Genomic DNA, 19,394 nt, shown 5'->3' with positions numbered 1-19,394 from the left:
GGAGAAATATTCTTCCATACTTTTTTTGTTTGCGAAAAATATATTGATAGAATTGAAAGAATATTTTATAATTTTAAATTATATGTTTGTTTCGAAAAACGGAATTGAAGTTCCGAAATTCGGAACAAGAAGGAGATAGGATGAGTATAAATAAAACGGCAGTTAAGACAATGGATATTTTAGAGTTGTTTTATGAGCATGAGGAGCTAAGTTTAACAGAGATGGTTCAGCTTACGAGCATGCCGAAAACATCTGTTTATCGTTTAATTGGCTCGTTAGAAGAAATGGACTTTTTACAAAAAACAGAAAAGGGCAAGTATCGTCTCGGAGTCGTTTTTTTACGATTTGGTCAACTTGTTTCACAAAGGTTATCCGTAAGAAATATTGCGATTCCATATATGAAAGAGCTTAGAGATAGTTTAGGGCAGGCAGTTAATTTAATTATTCAAGATGGTAATGATGCAATTTACGTTGAAAAGATGGAAGGAGTTCAGCCAGTACGTGTTTATACGGCGGTTGGAAGAAGAGCACCGCTTTATGCGGGTGCATGTCCGAGAATTTTACTATCGTATTTTTCTGAGGAAGAGAAAAGAAAGTACGTAGAGGAAACTGATTTAAAGCAGTTTGCAGATGGAACGATTGTGAATAAGGAGCATTTACTAGAAGTGTTACATATGGCAAAACAAGCTGGATACACAATTAGCTATTCTGAATTAGAAAATCATACAGCGGCTATAGCAGCTCCGATTTTTACGAATGATGGAACGGTTGTAGCAGGTATTAGTATTTCAGGTTTAGCAATTGAGTATAGCGAAAGTAACATTTTATATTTTACTGCGAAAGTGAAAGAAACAGCATACCGCATTTCGAAAGAACTCGGCTTTTTGGCATAGAAAGAGGGAGTGGGATGAAATTTTCTGCGTTAGGGGATCAAGCAATTATTGTTACATTTGGTGAAGAAATTGGGATGGATATATACGAAAAAGTGCAGCGGTTATTTCAAGCGCTAAGGCGGCATCCATTTGCAGGAATGGTTGAATGCGTTCCGTCGTTTACTTCATTAGCGGTGTACTACAATTTGTACGAAGTATGGAAGCAAAACGAGAGAAGTGAAAGGCCATATGATCACGTTTGCCAGTATATACAGGAGCTGTGTGATTCTTATAAAGAAGAAGTGAACCGAGATGTGAAACATATTTCTATACCGGTGTGTTACGGGGGAGAATATGGACCTGATTTAGAAGAGGTTGCATATTATCAAGGATTACAAGTAGAGGATGTTATTCGAATACATAGTGAAACAACATATTTCGTGTATATGTTAGGTTTTACACCTGGGTTCCCATATTTAGGCGGATTACCGAAAGAACTAGAAACACCTAGAAAAGAAACGCCGCGGTTACAAATTGCTCCTGGTTCAGTAGGTATTGGCGGAAATCAAACAGGTATTTATCCGCTTGAAACACCAGGAGGCTGGAATATTATCGGCCGAACACCTATTTCTCTATTTAATCCAAAAGAAGAAACACCAACATATATTCAAAGTGGTATGTATTTACGATTTATACCAATAACAAAGGAAGAGTACGTATCGCTTGAGGGGGCTAAAGAATGGATGTAGAGGTTTTGCATGCAGGAATGTTTACAACAGTCCAAGATTTAGGACGATCTCATTATCAACAATACGGTGTACCTGTTGGCGGGGCTATGGATAAAAATGCGCTCAGGATGATTAATATGTTAGTAGGTAATGAGGAGAATGAGGCTGGACTCGAAATTACAATAATGGGACCTAAATTGTTAATCAAGAAAACGACTTTGCTCGCGATTGGTGGAGCAGATATGGAACCGTTGTTAAATGGAGAACGCATTCCATTATGGCGTCCCATATTAGCTGAAGAAGGAAGCATGCTTTGTCTCGGAAAAGCGAAAAGCGGTTGCAGGGCGTATGTGACTTTTGCGGGTGGTATAAATATTGATCGTACGATGGGAAGTAAAAGTACTTACATACGTGCTGCTCTTGGCGGTATTGAAGGGAGAATGCTGAAAAAAGGAGATTATTTTCAAATTGGTACAGGGGCAGAAGTTGGGAGTCGTTTCATTCGGAATTTACAAGAAGAAGAGCGTATAAAAACGAAGTGGGCAATTTGTAACAATACTTTACCAAAATATAAGAAGCAGCCTATTCTTCGCGTCATAACAGACTTTGAATATGATCAATTTACAGAAGAAAGTATAAAGTCGTTTTTTTCGAAAGAGTATAAAGTATCCAATTATGCTGATCGCATGGGATATAGGCTTGACGGAGATGTTTTAAATAGAGTTGAAGAGATAGAAATTTTATCGAGCCCAGTTACATTCGGAACAATTCAAGTACCGAATGGTGGACAGCCTATTATATTAATGGCGGATAGACAAACGACAGGTGGTTATCCGAGAATTGGAAATGTAGTTTCAGTAGATTTACCTCTTCTAGCGCAGCTGAAACCAGGAGACTATGTAACTTTTGAAAAAATAACTATGGAAGAAGCTGCACACTTATATATAGAACAGGAAACAAGTATGAGTCTATTAAAGAAATTCATCGCTTTACGAAGCTGAGATTAGGAGGAAAACATCGTGACTAAAATCGATTTGAACTGTGATTTAGGAGAAAGTTTTGGAGCTTATAAAATGGGGAATGATGATGAAATTCTTCCGTTCGTTTCCTCTATAAACGTTGCTTGTGGTTTTCATGCGGGTGATCCGGCCGTTATGAGGCAAACGGTTGAAAAAGCTCTGCAGCATAACGTAGCAATAGGAGCGCATCCTGGATTTCCTGATTTAATTGGATTTGGAAGAAGGAATATGCACGTTTCAGCAAGTGAAGTGTACGATTATGTTTTATATCAAATTGGCGCATTAGAAGGATTTGTTAGAGCTGCCGGAGGGAAAATGCAACATGTAAAACCGCACGGTGCCTTATATAATATGGCGGCAACTGATTCGGAAATTGCGGATGCAATCGCAAAAGCAATTTATCATATTAACCCTGGATTATTACTTTACGGATTAGCGAATAGTGAGGCATTTATAAAGGCAACAGAAAAATATAATATAACTCTCGTACAAGAAGCTTTTGCTGATCGTACGTATAAGCAGGATGGAACTTTAACGAGCCGTACAGAAGAAAATGCTCTTATAAAAAATGAAGATGAAGCAATAAAACAAGTACTTCAAATGGTGAAGGAAGGGTATGTAGAATCGGTTAATGGGGAGAAAGTAGCAGTTCAGGCGCAAACGATATGTTTACACGGGGACGGAGAGAAAGCAGTACAATTTGCGGAAAAAATATACAGAACATTCGAACTTAACGGTGTTTCTATAAGTGCACCGAAATAATAAATGGGGGGAAGTGCTGGAAATGATTAAATTAATTGGGATACTACTTGTTGCAGTTGGGTTTTTATTTAGATTAAATACACTGTTAGTAGTAATGGTTGCGGGTATTGTTACTGGTATGGTTTCAGGCTTAAGCTTTTATGATGTGATTAGCATGTTCGGTAAATTTTTCATAGAAAACAGATATATGTCTATGCCAATCATATTAACTTTACCGGTAATCGGAATTTTAGAGCGTTACGGTTTAAAAGAAAGAGCAGAAGCACTTATAACGAAATCAAAAGGAGCAACAACTGGAAGAGTATTAATGTCATATTTTACGATAAGAGAATCATCAGCAGCACTTGGACTTAATATCGGTGGTCATGCGCAAACAGTGAGACCGCTAGTTGCGCCAATGGCAGAAGGAGCTGCACAAGGTAAATATGGTAAACTCCCTGAAAAATTGAGAGAAAAGATTAAAGCAAACGCAGCAGCTGCGGAAAATACAGCTTGGTTTTTCGGAGAGGATATTTTCATCGCAACTGGTGCCATTTTATTAATGAAAGGGTTCTTCGATTCAGTAGGTATGCATGTCGGTGTATGGGATATGGCGCTTTGGGGTATTCCAACTGCGATATCTGCCCTTATTGTGAGCTGGATTAGGTTTAGAAGGTTTGATAAGTATATAGAGAAAACAATGAAGGCAGAAGAAAAACAAGAGAAGGAGGCTATATAAGATGAACATCATAACAATGGATACAATTTATTATGTATTAGGAATAATCGTTGCATTTATCGCTGTTCGTATTGCATTTGATCGTGAACATCCAAACCGATTCGGTTCTAGCTTATTTTGGGCATTGTTTGCAGTTACATTTTTATTTGGAAATGTAATACCTTCGTTTTACGTTGGCTGTATCGTACTCGCTATGGTCGTGTTAGCTTCATTAAATAAAGTAACAAAATCCGAGGAGAAAGAAGTACCAGTGCAAGAACGTGTGAAACATGCTGAGAAATTAAAGAATAAAATTTTTATGCCTGCACTGTTAATACCTATTTTTACAATTATCGGTACACTGACATTAGGGAAAATCAAATGGGGAAATGTCTCTCTTGTTGATCCTGATAAAGTAACGTTAGTTGCATTAGCGTTAGGTGCATTACTCGCATTCGTTGCAGCGATGCGTATTACAAAAGCGAAAATAACAACGCCTGTTCAAGAAGGAAGCAGATTACTACAGGCTGTCGGCTGGGCTGTTATTTTACCACAAATGTTAGCAGCGCTTGGCGGTATTTTCGCAAAATCTGGCGTTGGGCAAGTTGTTTCTGATTTAGTCGGACAAGTGTTACCAACAGAGTATCCATTCGTTGCTGTTATGGCGTACTGTTTAGGAATGATGCTATTCACAGTTGTAATGGGAAATGCTTTCGCTGCGTTTGCGGTTATTACTGGCGGAATTGGCTTGCCTTTAATTGTTCAAATGCACGGCGGGAACCCAGCAATTATGGCAGCACTCGGTATGTTTGCTGGATATTGCGGAACACTGATTACTCCAATGGCGGCAAACTTTAATATCATACCTGCGATGCTTTTAGAATTGAAAGATAAAAATGCAGTCATTAAAGCACAAGTACCAATTGCTCTTTCAATTTTTATCATAAATATGTTTATAATGTACGGCCTTGTATATCGTTTCTAATTAGGAGAGTGAAACTATGAAAACAGTATTATTAACAGGATTTGATCCGTTCGGGGGAGAAAGTATCAATCCAGCTTGGGAAGTCGCAAAAAGTTTGCATGAAAAAACAATCGGAGAGTACAAGATTATTAGTAAACAAGTTCCAACCGTATTTCATAAATCGATACAATTATTAAAAGCGTATATAGAAGAACTGACTCCTGAAATGATTATATGTATTGGACAAGCTGGGGGCAGACCAGATGTTACGATAGAGCGAATAGCAATTAATGTTGATGATGCAAGAATTGCTGATAATGAAGGGAACAAGCCAGTAGATGTACCGGTTGTAGAAGAAGGACCTGCTGCATATTGGTCCACACTTCCGATGAAAGCAATCGTGAAAAAACTTCGCGAAGAAGGTATACCGTCATCTGTTTCACAAACGGCAGGTACATTCGTTTGTAATCATTTATTTTATGGTCTTATGCACGAACTAGAGAAACATGATAAGAAAATAAAAGGTGGATTTGTTCATATTCCGTTCTTACCAGAACAAGCTACTAACTATCCAGGTCAACCGAGTATGTCACTTTCTACTATTAGTAAAGGGATAGAATTAGCAATTGAGGTAACGACGGAAGTGGAAGTAGATATTGTAGCGTGCGGCGGTGCGACGCATTAAATAGAAGAATAAATTGGGATACAATCATATTCCATAGATGATTTCACAAAGTTTTGGAGAGATAGTTAAGGTGAGGGCAATGGGTAAAATTCTATTCTTCGGAGTAATATTATGTGTCACGCGTATAGAAGGTTAAATCTAATTTTAATATTTTGTTATTCGATAAGGATTTATTAGAAATATAAAATGAAATAAAAAAGCAACTTTAAGATGATAAAGTAGCTAAATAGCAAGTTTAAAAAATGTTTGCAAAAATAATAGAATAACTGGTAATAAAGGAAAAGAAATCCGAAAATTGGATTTCTTTTTAATTTGATGTAACTATTTACATAATATAATATTCCATGGTAAAGTTTTCAAGGGAAAATTAAGTATGAGAAACACCATGGAGGGTACATTATGAAAAAACAAATTTCAATTTTATTAGGCAGCATCATGCTGACTGGAAGCATTCTTACAGGTTGTGGAAATGAAAAAGCATCCACAGAGGATAAGGAAAAAGCAACTTCTGCTGAGCAAAAAGATGTTTCTAACAAGTCCGAAAAAGAGGAGAAAGGTACTGTAAACTTATCTAAAGTAGGACAGAAAGCCAAATCAGATGGTAATGAAGCCGAATTAATGAAAATTAAAGAAGTTAACCAAACTGTAGATATTGCACCTATTAAATATACTGTAAAAGATATGAAGATTATTAAGCTTAATAAAGTTAATAAGTCTATGACAGAATTTTTACTTCAATATACAGGCGGGAACAAGTTGCCTGAGGATCTAAATTACATACAAATTCAGTACAGTGTAGAAAACACTAGTGATCAAAATGTAGATTTCTATGGTCTTCAAAAAGTTGTTCTGAACAATGGTGAACAGCTGGATGCAATTGGAAATGATTTCATTTGGGAAAGAGAAGATAATGATAGTAAATTTTATGGTAAAGTAAAAAAAGAGGGAAGTGTAGGTCTTATTATTAAAGGGAAGCCTGAGGAGATTACATCAGCTAAGTTAATCTTTAGTCATACAGTTAACCCTGACGGATATGAGACTATTACGGAAGAACAACAAGCAGAATTCCAAATATAAAAGAGAGGCATTGGTATTATCCCCTATAGGTAGACAGTAAAAAAAGAGTCCATCTGGCATGATGGACTCAATACTGGTTTATCTGGAGGGGATTTTTTATGGCAAAAAAAGGACAATCATTTCAAAAATATACAGAAGAACTAAAGCGAGAAGTAGTTCGTCTTCGATTAGAAGAAGGAAAATCATTACGAGAAATTCGTGAACAACTTGGTGTGAAGAGTGATGCTCAAATTGTAGAGTGGGTAAAACGAGCTCAACAAGGGGAGTCATTTGAGGATCAACGTGGTGTTTGGAATTGAAAGAATTTTAATAGTCTTGAAGAAGAAAATACTTATTTGAAGGCGCAGGTTGAGTATTTAAAAAAGCGCAATCCAAATCTACGCGGGAAGGAATGATAATGAATCATAAACGTGTTTGCCGTCTGATGAGAGAGCTGGGCGTTCAATCTATCATCAGAAAAAAACGTCCGTTTTATGGAAGAAAAACATCTGTGGTATTTAAAAACCATTTGAACCGAGAGTTTCAAGCAGAAAAACAAAATCAAAAATACGTAATGGATATTACTTATGTAAGAATTGGAGAGCAATTTACCTATTTGTCAGCTCTCTTACCAAGTTGCATTATGTTTTGTTTTCCTAGAAATATCACATTATATTGCGTTTGTGTGGAGATTGCTATGATTATACAAAAAAGAGTAACCCGTTTGGCTACTCTTCACATAGAAACTTGTATTTGTTTATTTCAATAAGAGACCGTTATTGAAGTCCCTTCATGAAACTTTGGATTTTTGATGATAATGCAAACAGCAGGATGCTAACTAAAATGGAGATAGCACCAATAACACCAAAGTAAATTGATTCTGTTGCAGGATTATACAGTTTAACAACTTGGGCATTTATTGCTTGCGCAGACGCAGTTGATAAGAACCATAAGCTCATGGTTTGCGAAGAGAAAGCAGCTGGAGCCAGCTTCGTCGTTATTGATAACCCTGAAGGAGATAAACAAACTTCTCCAATTACAATTAAAAAGAAGCTAAGGACTAACCACATAGGGTTCACTAAAGAGTGAGTACCGTTGATTAAAGCCGGAATAATCATAACTAAGAATGATAAACCTGCAAATAGCAATCCAATAGCGAATTTTTTTGCCGTTGAAGGCTGCTTCTTGCCTAACTTTATCCAAATCCATGCAAAAATCGGTGCAAGCGTTACGATAAAGATTGGACTTAATGATTGGAACCAAGCGGAATGCAATGTAATTCCATTGAACTGTAATTGAGTTCGTTGATCCGCGTATGTCGCTAAGATAATAGCACCTTGTTCTTGTATAGACCAAAATATTGTAGCTGCAATAAAGAGTGGTATATACGCAAGAAGACGAGATTGCTCTATTTTTGTTGTTTTAGGACTACGATACATATAAATGAAATAATAGGCTGGAATAACAATCCCTAAGATACTAATCAGGAATGTAAAACGATTTATAGTTAACAACCCAGTTGGAATTGTAACCACACCTAGCAATATTAATACAACCAGACCAACACTGAAATACTTAATAGTCTTTTTTCTTTCCGAATCTGATAATGGATTAGGTACTTGTGTACCGATTAGACCAAGGTTTTTCTTTTTTGTTCCAACAAATACCCCTAACCCAATTGCCATACCAATTGCCGCAACTCCAAAACCAAGGTGGAAATTATATTGCTGACCTAATGTTCCGACAACTAAAGGTGCAAGTAAGGCACCTAAGTTAATACCCATGTAGAATATACTGAACCCTGAGTCACGACGCGCATCTGTTTCACTGTATAAACTTCCTACGATGTTCGATATGTTAGGCTTTAACAACCCTGTTCCTAGAACTAAGAAGACCATAGAGATAAATAACGCACTTTTACTACCCGGTAAAGCTAAAATAAGATGGCCAATCATAATTAAAACGCCACCAAAGAATACGGTTTTACTTGGACCAAATAAACGATCCGATATCCATCCACCGATAATACTAGACATGAACAGTAAGGAACCGTAAATTGCCATTATCGAGGTTGCGGTAGATTGATCAATTCCTAATCCACCTTTTGAGACCGAATAGTACATATAATACAGTAAAATAGCTCTCATCCCGTAATGAGAAAACCTTTCCCAAAACTCAGTGAAGAATAAAGAGAATAATCCTTTTGGATGCCCAAAAAATCCTGTTTGAGGAATACTTTGAACAAGTTCGTTTTTTTCTTTCATAATGTTAATATTACCCCTTATTAATTTTTTATATTATACAAGTATAACTTAAGAGGCTCCCAGTAGTCCATAACTATCTAAGCCCGTCGATGAAGAAAAGCAGCCTTCTGGCTGCTTTCTAAATGAATTGAAAAATCGTCATTTACTCATTAGACACACCTTTCACTGAATCTACCTCTAAACAATCCAGAATTGATTGTGAGAGTGCTTTAGCTATTAAGAATGCTACGCCATTACTAAAATAAGTGTATATTGTTGATTTAATGGTATATGAGGCGGAATAACGTATGTATCTGGAACACTCATTAATCTTAAGCATTCTCGAACGGTTAACCTTCTATTTTCTTGTGGATGAATAAACTCTCTACCATCCTTTGCAATATGAGAAGTGATAGTGTAGGATGGTTGATCCCAAGATAACTTTCTTACACCATTAAATTGGTTTGGGTTTAGATAATGCAACGTAGTAAGTAAACCGAATTGTACAACACCTACTGTAAACAACTGGTATAATAAGTATAGGAAAATACATAGAGGTGATTTTTGTGCAGCAATATGAGGAAGTACGTTCGATATTAGAAAAAGCAAAGAAAATTACAGTGTTAACAGGGGCTGGTGCAAGTACGGAAAGTGGAATCCCTGATTTTCGTTCAGCAAATGGATTATATGCTGATGCGAATATAGAGATGTATTTGTCGAGAGGCTATTATAATAGAAATCCGAAAGAGTTTTGGAAGCATTATAAAGAAATCTTTCAAATTAATACGTTTCATCAATATAAACCAAATCTTGGGCATCGCTTTTTAGCAGAGATAGAAGAACAAGGAAAAGACATAACGATTTTAACGCAAAATATTGATGGTTTACATCAAGTAGGTGGTAGTAAACATGTAATTGATTTACATGGAACACTGCAAACAGCGCATTGTCCAAAGTGTAAAACGGGGTATGATTTACAATATATGATTGATCATGAAGTGCCGCGTTGTGAGAAGTGTAATTTCATACTAAATCCAGATGTTGTTTTATACGGAGATACGTTACCTCAGTATCAAAATGCGATCAAACGTTTATATGAAACAGATGTACTTCTTGTAATGGGGACGTCACTCAAAGTACAGCCTGTCGCGTCATTCCCAGAAATCGCAAAGAGGGAAGTAGGCGCAACAACAATTTTAGTAAATGAAGAATTAACGGGACAAGAATACAATTTTGATTTTATTTTTCAAAATAAGATTGGTGAATTTGCCAAAGGGTTATCTTCGATTAAATAAGTTTTTGTTTTCGTAAAGAAACTGAGGTGGATGATGTCCACCTCAGTTTTTTTGTATGAATTATATTCATGTTATTGCGTATTAAGGGGAATGGTAATAAATAGGATATAAAATACAAAAACTGAAAATTAAATCTTTTATTTCTTTTGTAATTAATATAAAATTCTATATATATCATAAAATTAAATTTGATACATAATGATGTATTTGATTGCACTGTAGTGAACGTATGTTTTATGTAGAGAAATGTTAATAGAATGAAGCGAGGGAGCAAAATGAGACAGAAAAAGGAGAAACAGAAACAGTCGAAAAAGAAAAAGACTCATATTCCATTTCGGTTAAATGTACTATTTTTTATCGTTTTTCTTTTATTTTCAGCTATTATTATTCAATTAGGTAAAGTACAAATCATCGACGGAGAAACGTATCGAAATGAAGTGAATAAAAAGGAAGATGTAACGGTGAGTACTCCAGTTCCGAGAGGGAAGATGTTTGACCGGGAAGGGAAAGTTATTGTAAATAATAAACCGTTACGAACTGTTACATATACGAAGATGAAAGGAGTGGACTCAAAAGAGGTTTTAATAGTGGCAAGAAATTTAGCAAAGCTAATTGAAATGCCGCAAGAAGATATGGACAAGTTAACAGAGACAGATAAAAAAGACTTTTGGATGCAGTTAAATGAAAAACGTGCAGCAACAAAAGTAACGAAAGAAGATGAGAGTAAATTTAGGAAACAGGAAATAGAAGGGAAAGACTTAGATAAGAAAGTAGAAGAGTTGAGACGAGAAAGAATTACACAAGAAGAATTAAACGAGCTTTCGAAAGAGGATATAGAAGTACTAGCAATTAAAAGCAAAATGAATGCGGGATATAAAATGACGCCACAAATCGTCAAAAAAGATGTAAGTCAAAATGAATATGCAGTAGTGAGTGAAGGATTATCGAGCTTGCCAGGCGTAGATACGACTGTGGATTGGGAGCGCGAATATCCAAATGACATAATACTACGTTCTGTACTTGGTAGTGTTTCTACTGAGAATGAGGGATTACCAAGGGAGCAATTAGACTATTATTTAGTGCGAGATTATAACCGAAATGATCGTATTGGTAAGAGTTACATCGAAAAACAATACGAAGATGTGTTACATGGAACGAAAGAACAGTCTAAAAATATTACGGATAAAGCTGGAAATATTATTCGGACTGAAAAAGTGACAAAAGGAAAAAGTGGAAATAATTTAATGTTAACAGTTGATATGGATTTACAGAAAAAGGTGGAGGAAAGTCTTGAAAGGAATTTAAGGGCATTTCATTCTTCTGAACCGATGATGGATCGTGCATTCGTCGTTATGATGAATCCGAAAAATGGTCAAATTCTATCATTAGCAGGAAAGAAAATTGTAAATAAAGATGGCGGGATGCAAATAGAAGACTACGCTTTAGGAACGATGATAAGTTCTTACGAGTTAGGATCAACGGTGAAAGGAGCTACGGTATTAGCGGGATATCAAACAGAAGCGATTAAGCCATATACGCATTTCTTTGATGCACCAATGTACTTTAAAGGAAGTTCGAAGCCGAAGAAATCGTGGAAAGACTTTGGAGATATTGATGATTTAAGAGCATTGCAAGTTTCATCCAATGTCTACATGTTTAATACGGCGTTAAAGATTGCGGGGATTGATTATGTACCAAACAATCCGTTAGATATTAGGCAAGAAACATTCAATAAAATGCGCTATTACTTTAGACAATTTGGTTTAGGTGTACCAACCGGTATTGACCTTCCAAATGAATCGATTGGTCAAATGGGTAGAACAGATAATATACCTGGTTTTTTACTTGACTATGCCATTGGACAATATGATACATATACGCCGCTTCAGCTTGCGCAATATATGTCAACGATTGCAAATGGTGGTTACCGAATGAAACCACAAATTGTACAAGAAATTAGAGAGCAACCGAATAGACCAGAGGAAGTCGGGAAAGTTATGCAATCGATGGAACCAGTCGTGTTAAATCGAGTGGATATGGATCTTTCATATATAAATCATGTGAAAGAAGGGTTTAGAAGAGTTTTCCAAGAGGTAGATGGGACCGGTGCTGGAACTTTTAAAGGTTTACCGTATAAACCGGCTGGGAAAACAGGAACAGCAGAAACAGTGTACGGTGGAGAAAGTGATATTGGAAGAGATGAAAACAACTATCGAAAAAAATGTTATAATTTAACTCTCGCCGGGTATGCTCCATATGATGCTGATCCGGAAGTTGCTTTTTCTGTTGTTGTGCCATGGGTAAATAATGATAAATCAGGTATTAATTCTGCAATTGGTAAAGAGGTTTTGGATGCATATTTTGATTTAAAAACGCAGAGATCGGGTGTAAGTCCAGTCCCAGTAACACAATAGCCGAGTAAGGCACAGTAAAAAATTCAAATTGTAGTATATCACTGCGCAAATGAACAGGTGCAGTGATATATTTTTGAGTTAAAAAGTGTTTTGATAAGGTGGGAATGGATATGAAAGAGGAGAATAAGAGAGGTTGGGGAAAGTACATACTATTTATATTTGTCCTAGTAGTAACGTACCAGTCTTTCACTTTATGTAAAGTGGAAGGAAAATCAATGCAGCCAACTTTACATGAAGAAGACTACGTATTTGTAAATAAAGCTGCGGTACATTTTTCTAGCTTACAGCACGGAGAAATCGTCATTATTAAGGAAGAGGATGAGTCGAAATATTATGTGAAACGTGTAATAGGGCTTCCTGGTGACGTAATTAACATAACGAATGGAACTGTATACGTAAATGACAAAAAGCAAGATGAACCTTATATAAATAAAGATTTATATAACAATACACAAGTGTTTTATAATTTTCAAAAGACAAAGATTCCGCCAAATAAGTTATTTGTAATGGGAGACAATCGTGAACAAAGTAAGGATAGTCGAAATGGTTTAGGATATATTGAAGAAGATAATATAATAGGAAAAGTGGAATTTGTGTACTATCCTTTTTCGAAAATGAAAATCATAAAATAAGTGGGGATTCACAAAACCCCACTTATTAAAGTTTCACTTTATCTTCTTTAAAAAACCTTTTGGATTAAATGATATGAAAAACTTATGTTTAGATTCATCGATTATGAAATTGCTATTTTTAGTTAAAAACTCTTCCACAGCTTCCATTGGGCCAGGTCCCCAATCAGGAAGGAGAGGATTTCCGTTAATACTTGTATCTTCTACAATAATGTAACTGCCAGTGGTTACAATAGATTTATAAAGTAAGAGTTCTTTCGATACATGTTCTTTACTATGATCAGAATCTAAAATAACTAAAATCACATCATCAGGTTTGCGCATACTTAATATTGATTGGACGGCCTGTACAGAAACAGATGAAGCTGTTAAATACGTAATTCGATTATGGGATGGCCGATTTGGTTGCGGAGTTATATCGATAGTAAGTACGTGACCTTTTCCAATTAAATCTAACATAGAAGCTAAAAACAGTGCTCTACCACCGTAAAAAGTTCCGCATTCAATAATTAAATCAGGCTTTAATTCGTATAATATTTCTTGATACAAAAAGAGATCAGAAGGAAGTTTGCAGATTGGAACCCCGAACCAGTGTGTACCATGTAACCAAACGTTGCTGTCGTAATATTGTTTTAGAAATTCGCTACTAATGTTATCGATTTTGAATTCTCCTTTCTAAAAAGGATTCTTTCATACGTAAAGAGTTTACGTATGAAAGTTGTACTATATATTATGTGGTAAGGGATTATAAGGCGAGTGTTTTCACGTGAAAATAAGCCAAATAACACATGTGGAAAATGAATTGCTTGCAAAAGAAGATGTAAATGAAAGGAAATGATCGTATGTATAAGTACACAATTTGCTTCATTAGAAAAGGAGATAGAATACTTTTACTAAATAGAAACAAGAAGCCGACAATGGGAATGTGGAATGGTGTCGGAGGGAAAATAGAAGAGTATGAAACGCCATATGAAGGAGTCATTAGAGAAACCTTTGAGGAAACAGGAATAGAGCTTCCAAGTGTAACGTATAAAGGGAATGTTATTTTTAAAGTTAAAGACGAACCTTTGGGTAGTGAGGGAATGTATGTATTCCTAGCTGATTTACCAGATGGAGTACATATTGATACGCCAGTAAGCACTCATGAAGGTATATTAGAATGGAAGTCAATTGATTGGATATTAGATGGTGATAATAGAGGTGTAGTTAGCAATTTGCAAAGATATTTACCGACATTATTAAGTGAGGACAACAATTTAGAGCATATATTCATATATGATAATCGGAATATTATTGATTACAAAACTACACTTTTGATAGAAGATAATACGAAAAAACGATATGAAAAATATCTCGTTTCTCAATAAGAGAAGAAACGTTAAAATACGAAGAGAAAGCCAAATTCTTTATGGGAATTTGGCTTTTTACAAGGAATGCTAATTCTAAGTTTACTCTTCATAATTTGCTTTAATAATAAAGCGGTGTTGCTTCACATTGAAATATCCCTTTTGTAAGATAATTTCATGTATGCGATACAATTCCTCGGTATAGCTATCTACTATAAAATCAGGGATTTGCCACGGAATTGCTTGCAAGTAATAGACAACAGCACCGACATCATAAAAACGCTGAAGAGGGAATTCTTCTTTCGCTTCTAAAATAGTAAATCCGCTTTTCCTCAATTCACTACATGCCGTTTCGAGTGACCAACTTGAAAATTCGCTATTCAGCGGTGTGCCAAACTGCTCATTCAGTTCCGCACAATCAAGACCACCGACTTGTTGTGTAAGAAATGTTCCATTGATGGAAAGACTTCTTTTCACTTCAGAAGTAGAATAGGATTCATGTTGATTCACAATTAAATCAAACTGACCATCTTGAAATGGTAAAGCAGTATCATCAGTCACTTCTACGACTATAACTCCTAAAGGTTCTAATTTCTTTCGTGCAATTGGGACATTCGGAGCATAGCCCTCAGTCGCATAAATAGTTGACGGGAACGGTTGTAACATAGATAAAAACTCTCCGCCACCAGTCCCCATATCTAGCATTGATTTTGCACGTTGCATAAGCTGGAAAGCAGTGCTACCGTATGACCATGATAGGGGCTCGCTATTCATACGGCCAGTTTCTGAAATGAAAGAGAAATCCCAGCCGCTAAAGTTAGTCTTTGCACTTTCTAATAGTGCTGAAAATAATGGATCACGTTTCATATTGTTGTCCTCCTATTTCGTTAATAAATGATATAGTAAGAAAAGAAAAAGGGAGGACCTCTTATTAAAGTGGAACGGTTTTATGTTTCGTATTCGAATAGATTCATATAAATTAGCTCCTTGCGAGAATGGTTATTTATATATTCGGGAGTATTGAGTGAAAATCCTTTGAAATTATAGGGGAAGGCAGTTGTTTAATGAAAAATTGGATGGAGTTTACAGACAAAGAGTACGACCAAATATGGGATAGGGTATATAGTGATTTTGAGTTTTCGCCAAGTGATTCTACATTCCCATCATTTAAGGTGCCAAGTCCCTTTATAACATATGATATTTCTCATTACTTCAGAGAGTCGGTAGATTTAGATGTATATGACGACCTGGAAGAAAAAGCATTACTAGTTTTTAAAGAGAATACGGTATCGAATGAATATATAATGGCACTTGATTGGCAACATGAATGTTACTGGGTAAATCCACATTTAAAGTTTGATAGAAATGAATTTGATGAGTGGACAATCCCGATTTTTCCAAATGGAGATTATTATTTCTTTATTCAGAAGGACTTTAAGTGGGGGTATTTAGGCCATCCTTGGGAGAAGAGTATAACGATATTTGGAAAAGAATTAATAGATGCTTTTGATCAACATAAACCGGAAATGTTTCATAAGATTTTAAGGCAGGGTTAATGTTTAAAAAAGAAAAAACGTTTATACTTCCAAATGAAGTATAAACGTTTTTATTATTAGCTGTTTTCATATAGATTGTTGCTTTCTTTACAAATACTTAAAAACAAAAATCTTTTGGCAAAGTCCCACTTTTTATTACCGTTCTTAATCCATGTTTCATAATCCAAGGATTAACAGGATGGTTTTTATCGAGTAATTCTCGCAACCATTGAAAAACGAGTTCGTTATCTTCTTTCGTAATATCATTAATGTGATTGGCTACAGATTTTTGAACATACTTAGAAGGGTCATTCATTAATGGCTCAAGAAGCTTTAAATTATTTCTGAAGTCACCTTTCAAAGCTCCTATTTTTTTTGCCCAAGGAAGTCTTGGTCTAGTACCTTCTGAAACTAATCTCCTGATGTGGCTGTTTTCATCACGTAACCATTGCTGCAATATGTCTAAGGTTTCTTCATGGTATTTTTCAAGATAAGGACGAATGGCATATTCAGCAGTATTTCTTTTTGTTATTTCATACATTGCATTGAATGAGGATTCAAAATCGTTAAGTCCATATTTTTCAACGTATTTTGCGATAGGCATATACATATAACCCTTTGTAAATGTGCCGACTTCTGTTGTATTTTCTGGTCCTAATGTTTTCAGTAATATATGTATTGCTTCATTAAAGTCTTTTTGTAATGCATTGTGTAATTCATCTGCTATTACTTCTATACGTTGCTTTAACTCTAAATTTTCAACTTTATATGTTACGGAATCTACAAAATTTTTTTTAGAGAAATTAGGAACGTGTTTAGAAATAGAATCAGCCATTTTTTCTGCTAATTCTTCGTTAAATAAAAATTTTAACGGAACATATTTACCCATTTTTTCACCTCAGTGGTCAGTTAAAAACAATTGTTATTTTTTAATCGACAACCCATACACCAACGTCTCACTTGGAGTCGTAATACTAAAACCAGTTGTTTTATAATCAACTTTTAACGTATCACCAGTGTAGTCTTTCGTGAATGAGTCCATTTGTATAATAAGCTGTTCATCTTCATATACAACATCATCCGCATTATATGTATCCCAAATTAAATCAACATCAACAAAAATGCTGCAAGAGTTTGTCATTGTCCCTCTAATGCGAATAATCTTTTTGTCTTCACGTTCTAGTCTATGTATAGCAGCTTTTGCTTCATCAGTAATACGAATGTTCATGTGATCCCAACCTTTAAGTGTATTTACTTTATTATTGCAAAAAGATAAGAAATAGGGAAGTAAATGGAATTGTAATAAAAAAACGAGCAAACAATTTTGTTTGCTCGTTTTGCTATACTCTATTTCAGTTCACATTTATCAAGTGGAATGACTTTCGTTTTCTTAGTAAATTTATAACCTAACCATAGTACTAAGAAGAGTGGTAAACCGATGTAAGAAACGAGTACACCGTTCCAGTCGATAGATGCTCCTGTAAATGCTCCGTAGTTTTGACCTAAAATAACGATAACACAAAGTGTAAATGCAAAGATTGGACCGAACGGGAACCATTTCGCTTGATATGGTAAATCTTTCAAATCTTTCCCTTGTGCAATATAAGCTTTACGGAAACGGTAATGACTAATAGCAATCCCTACCCAAGCAATAAATCCTGACATCCCAGAAGCATTTAATAACCAAATGTATACAACACCGTCACCGAATAAAGAAGCGATGAAAGCGACGCTACCAACTACTGATGTTGCGATTAATGCGTTAACAGGTACACCGCGGCTATCTAATTTCCCTAAGAACTTTGGTGCTTTTCCTTGGCGAGCTAAATCCCAAAGCATACGAGTTGATGCATACATTCCAGAGTTACCAGCAGAAAGTACTGCAGTTAAAATAACAGCGTTCATAACAGAAGCAGCGAAGGCAACGCCCGCTTTTTCAAATACAAGTGTAAATGGACTTACTGTAACATCACTTGCTGCAAGGCTTTCAGTCGTATAAGGAATTAATAAACCGATAACGAGAATTGCTAAAATATAGAATAATAAAATGCGCCAAAAGATAGAACGAATTGCTTTCGGAATATTGCGTTCTGGATCAGCAGTTTCACCAGCAGCTACTCCTAATAATTCAGTTCCTTGGAATGAGAAACCAGCAGCCATAAATACACCGATAATTGCCATGATGCCGCCATTAAATGGTGCATCTGCAACAGTGAAGTTTTTAAAGCCGACAGATTCGCCGCCCATAATTCCAAAAATCATCATAAAACCGACAATTAAAAAGATAATAATAGTAACTACTTTAATAAGTGCGAACCAATATTCAGATTCACCAAAACCTTTAACAGATAAATAGTTTAAGAGAAAAATAATAGCTAAACAAAGTCCACTCCAAATAAGAGAAGGGGTATCTGGGAACCAAAATTTCATAATTAATGTTACGGCCGCTAGTTCAGCTGCAATCGTAATCGCCCAGTTATACCAATAGTTCCATCCAAGTGCAAAACCAAGTGATGGATCAACAAATTTTGTTGCATAAGTGCTAAAAGATCCAGTAACAGGCATGTAAGCCGCGAGTTCTGCTAAGCTTGTCATTAAAAAATAAACCATAATTCCAATTGCGGCATATGCGACTAATGCACCGCCAGGACCAGCTGAATGGATAACACCACCACTGGCAAGAAATAATCCGGTACCGATTGTACCACCGAGAGAAATCATCGTAAGGTGACGAGATTTTAATCCGCGTTTTAATTCACCTTGTCCTTGTGTAGTTTGCGTTTTAGAGGTAGATTGATTTGTTGCGCTATTCATGTTCAACACTCCTTTTCTTGTAGGTTAGGAAGGAGCGGGGGAGAAAAATACAAAAAACCGCCAAAGGAATTAGGCGGAACGTTTCACAAATAACCACCCCATCATACCCTTCCGTTAAGATAGCACACCACGTTTACACGGTAATTTTGTAAACGTGACAGTTCTGTTCCTTTCGGAGACAGCCCCAGCTCATATTTCCAGAGAAGAAATATAAACTTCGGCAACTTTTCCTTTCAAACGGAGTCAGTGACATTCGCTGTGTCTCGTCCATTTTACTTTTAAAAGTCGCAACCTCTACCTCATCGGATTGATGAGGATTTATAAATTGCTATGAT

General features: G+C 35.9%; 20 protein-coding genes, 1 pseudogene and 1 riboswitch. Of the genes and pseudogenes, 14 read left to right on the top strand and 7 right to left on the bottom strand.

All coding sequences use genetic code 11. From position 1 onward, the window contains the following. The first annotated feature begins 140 nt into the window (after window positions 1–140). The 9 genes and pseudogenes from CQ058_RS04445 to CQ058_RS04405 form a co-directional block, all read left to right on the top strand. Window positions 141–893 (top strand): IclR family transcriptional regulator, encoded by a 753-nt coding sequence (locus tag CQ058_RS04445; protein ID WP_002128000.1) that lies wholly within the window; start codon window positions 141–143, stop codon window positions 891–893. A gap of 14 nt (window positions 894–907) precedes the next feature. Further along, on the top strand, window positions 908–1,621 hold the full coding sequence (gene pxpB / locus CQ058_RS04440; RefSeq protein WP_002127997.1) for a 5-oxoprolinase subunit PxpB: 714 nt from the start codon (window positions 908–910) through the stop codon (window positions 1,619–1,621). Then, window positions 1,612–2,601 carry a 5-oxoprolinase subunit C family protein gene (locus tag CQ058_RS04435; RefSeq protein ID WP_002127996.1) on the top strand — a complete coding sequence of 330 codons (990 nt, stop codon included), beginning with the start codon at window positions 1,612–1,614 and terminating at the stop codon, window positions 2,599–2,601. The genes pxpB and CQ058_RS04435 overlap by 10 nt, the downstream gene beginning before the upstream one ends. An 18-nt stretch (window positions 2,602–2,619) precedes the next feature. Beyond that, window positions 2,620–3,381, top strand: a complete 762-nt coding sequence (gene pxpA, locus CQ058_RS04430; RefSeq protein WP_002190062.1) for a 5-oxoprolinase subunit PxpA — start codon at window positions 2,620–2,622, stop codon at window positions 3,379–3,381. A 22-nt stretch (window positions 3,382–3,403) separates the two neighbouring features. Then, the gene (locus tag CQ058_RS04425; RefSeq protein WP_000593391.1) at window positions 3,404–4,099 is read left to right on the top strand and encodes a DUF969 domain-containing protein; all 696 of its coding nucleotides are present in this window, start codon (window positions 3,404–3,406) and stop codon (window positions 4,097–4,099) included. 1 nt (window position 4,100) lies between these two features. Continuing rightward, on the top strand, window positions 4,101–5,063 hold the full coding sequence (locus CQ058_RS04420) for a DUF979 domain-containing protein (RefSeq protein ID WP_105589487.1): 963 nt from the start codon (window positions 4,101–4,103) through the stop codon (window positions 5,061–5,063). A 16-nt stretch (window positions 5,064–5,079) separates the two neighbouring features. Further along, window positions 5,080–5,727, top strand: coding sequence for a pyroglutamyl-peptidase I (pcp, locus tag CQ058_RS04415; RefSeq protein ID WP_002190061.1), 648 nt, complete (start codon window positions 5,080–5,082; stop codon window positions 5,725–5,727). Window positions 5,728–6,126: 399 nt separating this feature from the next. Then, window positions 6,127–6,804: a hypothetical protein gene (locus CQ058_RS04410; protein ID WP_002168092.1), complete on the top strand. Its 678-nt coding sequence runs from the start codon at window positions 6,127–6,129 to the stop codon at window positions 6,802–6,804. A gap of 98 nt (window positions 6,805–6,902) precedes the next feature. Continuing rightward, a pseudogene (locus tag CQ058_RS04405) lies at window positions 6,903–7,414 on the top strand (transposase); the annotation flags it as partial. A gap of 145 nt (window positions 7,415–7,559) precedes the next feature. On the opposite strand, the gene CQ058_RS04400 reads toward CQ058_RS04405, so the two are convergent. Beyond that, on the bottom strand, window positions 7,560–9,047 hold the full coding sequence (locus CQ058_RS04400) for a peptide MFS transporter (protein ID WP_002127991.1): 1,488 nt from the start codon (window positions 9,045–9,047) through the stop codon (window positions 7,560–7,562). A gap of 225 nt (window positions 9,048–9,272) precedes the next feature. Continuing rightward, on the bottom strand, window positions 9,273–9,509 hold the full coding sequence (locus CQ058_RS04395; protein WP_078203533.1) for a DNA cytosine methyltransferase: 237 nt from the start codon (window positions 9,507–9,509) through the stop codon (window positions 9,273–9,275). Between the two features lie 83 nt (window positions 9,510–9,592). On the opposite strand from CQ058_RS04395, the gene CQ058_RS04390 reads away from it, so the two are divergent. The 3 genes from CQ058_RS04390 to lepB all read left to right on the top strand — a co-directional run bounded on the left by CQ058_RS04390 (window position 9,593) and on the right by lepB (window position 13,367). Continuing rightward, window positions 9,593–10,321: an NAD-dependent protein deacylase gene (locus CQ058_RS04390; protein ID WP_002127990.1), complete on the top strand. Its 729-nt coding sequence runs from the start codon at window positions 9,593–9,595 to the stop codon at window positions 10,319–10,321. A 257-nt stretch (window positions 10,322–10,578) separates the two neighbouring features. Beyond that, window positions 10,579–12,735: a peptidoglycan D,D-transpeptidase FtsI family protein gene (locus CQ058_RS04385; RefSeq protein WP_181150754.1), complete on the top strand. Its 2,157-nt coding sequence runs from the start codon at window positions 10,579–10,581 to the stop codon at window positions 12,733–12,735. Window positions 12,736–12,845: 110 nt separating this feature from the next. Then, window positions 12,846–13,367: a signal peptidase I gene (gene lepB / locus CQ058_RS04380; RefSeq protein ID WP_002142345.1), complete on the top strand. Its 522-nt coding sequence runs from the start codon at window positions 12,846–12,848 to the stop codon at window positions 13,365–13,367. A gap of 33 nt (window positions 13,368–13,400) precedes the next feature. Here lepB and CQ058_RS04375 read toward each other — a convergent pair whose 3' ends face one another. Beyond that, on the bottom strand, window positions 13,401–14,024 hold the full coding sequence (locus CQ058_RS04375) for a cephalosporin hydroxylase family protein (RefSeq protein WP_080019319.1): 624 nt from the start codon (window positions 14,022–14,024) through the stop codon (window positions 13,401–13,403). 182 nt (window positions 14,025–14,206) lie between these two features. Between CQ058_RS04375 and CQ058_RS04365 the strand changes: the two genes are divergently transcribed. After that, complete coding sequence (locus tag CQ058_RS04365; protein ID WP_002190054.1) at window positions 14,207–14,731, top strand: NUDIX hydrolase; 525 nt, start codon at window positions 14,207–14,209, stop codon at window positions 14,729–14,731. A gap of 81 nt (window positions 14,732–14,812) precedes the next feature. Here the strand turns inward: CQ058_RS04365 and CQ058_RS04360 are convergent, their stop codons facing one another. Continuing rightward, window positions 14,813–15,577: a class I SAM-dependent methyltransferase gene (locus CQ058_RS04360; RefSeq protein WP_002190053.1), complete on the bottom strand. Its 765-nt coding sequence runs from the start codon at window positions 15,575–15,577 to the stop codon at window positions 14,813–14,815. A gap of 197 nt (window positions 15,578–15,774) precedes the next feature. On the opposite strand from CQ058_RS04360, the gene CQ058_RS04355 reads away from it, so the two are divergent. After that, complete coding sequence (locus CQ058_RS04355; RefSeq protein ID WP_002142340.1) at window positions 15,775–16,266, top strand: DUF2716 domain-containing protein; 492 nt, start codon at window positions 15,775–15,777, stop codon at window positions 16,264–16,266. Window positions 16,267–16,363: 97 nt separating this feature from the next. On the opposite strand, the gene CQ058_RS04350 is transcribed toward CQ058_RS04355, so the two are convergent. The 3 genes from CQ058_RS04350 to CQ058_RS04340 all read right to left on the bottom strand — a co-directional run bounded on the left by CQ058_RS04350 (window position 16,364) and on the right by CQ058_RS04340 (window position 19,059). Next, entirely contained in the window at window positions 16,364–17,134 is a 771-nt protein-coding gene (locus tag CQ058_RS04350) for a DNA alkylation repair protein (RefSeq protein WP_002142339.1), read from the bottom strand. A 33-nt stretch (window positions 17,135–17,167) separates the two neighbouring features. Next, window positions 17,168–17,473 (bottom strand): iron-sulfur cluster biosynthesis family protein, encoded by a 306-nt coding sequence (locus CQ058_RS04345; protein ID WP_002142338.1) that lies wholly within the window; start codon window positions 17,471–17,473, stop codon window positions 17,168–17,170. Between the two features lie 119 nt (window positions 17,474–17,592). Next, entirely contained in the window at window positions 17,593–19,059 is a 1,467-nt protein-coding gene (locus tag CQ058_RS04340; RefSeq protein ID WP_002013597.1) for an amino acid permease, read from the bottom strand. 112 nt (window positions 19,060–19,171) lie between these two features. Further along, window positions 19,172–19,364, bottom strand: a riboswitch (Lysine riboswitch). Window positions 19,365–19,394: the final 30 nt, after the last annotated feature.

This window comes from Bacillus sp. MYb56 (assembly GCF_002976445.1).
Lineage (GTDB): Bacteria > Bacillota > Bacilli > Bacillales > Bacillaceae_G > Bacillus_A > Bacillus_A mycoides.
The sequence above is the reverse complement of the archived record's forward strand: the minus strand, read 5'-3'. Positions and strand labels throughout refer to the sequence as shown.